This is a genomic window from Bartonella sp. AP150HLJHH, assembly GCF_042196385.1.
Lineage (GTDB): Bacteria > Pseudomonadota > Alphaproteobacteria > Rhizobiales > Rhizobiaceae > Bartonella.
Genome location: NZ_JBHIQC010000131.1, coordinates 1 through 640, shown reverse-complemented (window position 1 = coordinate 640; position 640 = coordinate 1). Strand labels below are relative to the sequence as shown.

Genomic DNA, 640 nt, shown 5'->3' with positions numbered 1-640 from the left:
GTACCAAATGCTGCGGTTTCCCGCGCGGTGAGCTTAAACATGGTTGCCGCACCGGTGGCACGATTGGTAAAATCAGACACCTCACTGGCTTTTGCCGCCATGTGATTAGAGAGATGATTGATAGCATCACCTAGATCTTCAATACCTGCCTGATTAAGCTTAAAGACATTGCGCAATTTGGCAAAGCGCTCCCCAATCTGATCCCCCGTCATATCAAAAGCAACAGCCGCTTTGGCAGCATAAATGCTAAAAGCTTCTAGATCTTGTTCGCCAATCCCTGCTTGGCTAGCACTGGTCATCAGTTCTAAAACTTCACGTGCCGCTAGCGGAATCTTAGTGGAGGTTTCCAAAGCAAAACGGCGCAATTCTTTTAAGCGATGAAGAGGAGCATCAAGAACCTTTTCCAATCCTTTCATCGATTGGTCAAATTGCATGGCTTTATAGAGCGGCGCTATTAAGGTTGCTGTTTGCGCAATGGCACCCACCATGCGCCCCCGCGCTTGGATAAAAGCATTTTCCGCATTCTTTGTCGCATCCTCAAGATGCTCCGGGTCAAACCACCCTTTAAAATGCTGCCTTGTCTTGTTTTGGAAATGCGCAACATCTGAACTAAAGGCTGCAAGATCTCGCTTGGCAGAAG

The 640-nt window shown here is 47.8% G+C and carries 1 protein-coding gene; it reads right to left on the bottom strand.

All coding sequences use genetic code 11. The annotated features are described in order from the left end of the window. Window positions 1-640, bottom strand: a 640-nt coding sequence (locus tag ACFING_RS10080; RefSeq protein WP_375630840.1) for a phage tail tape measure protein, incomplete at both ends; no start/stop codon positions are given.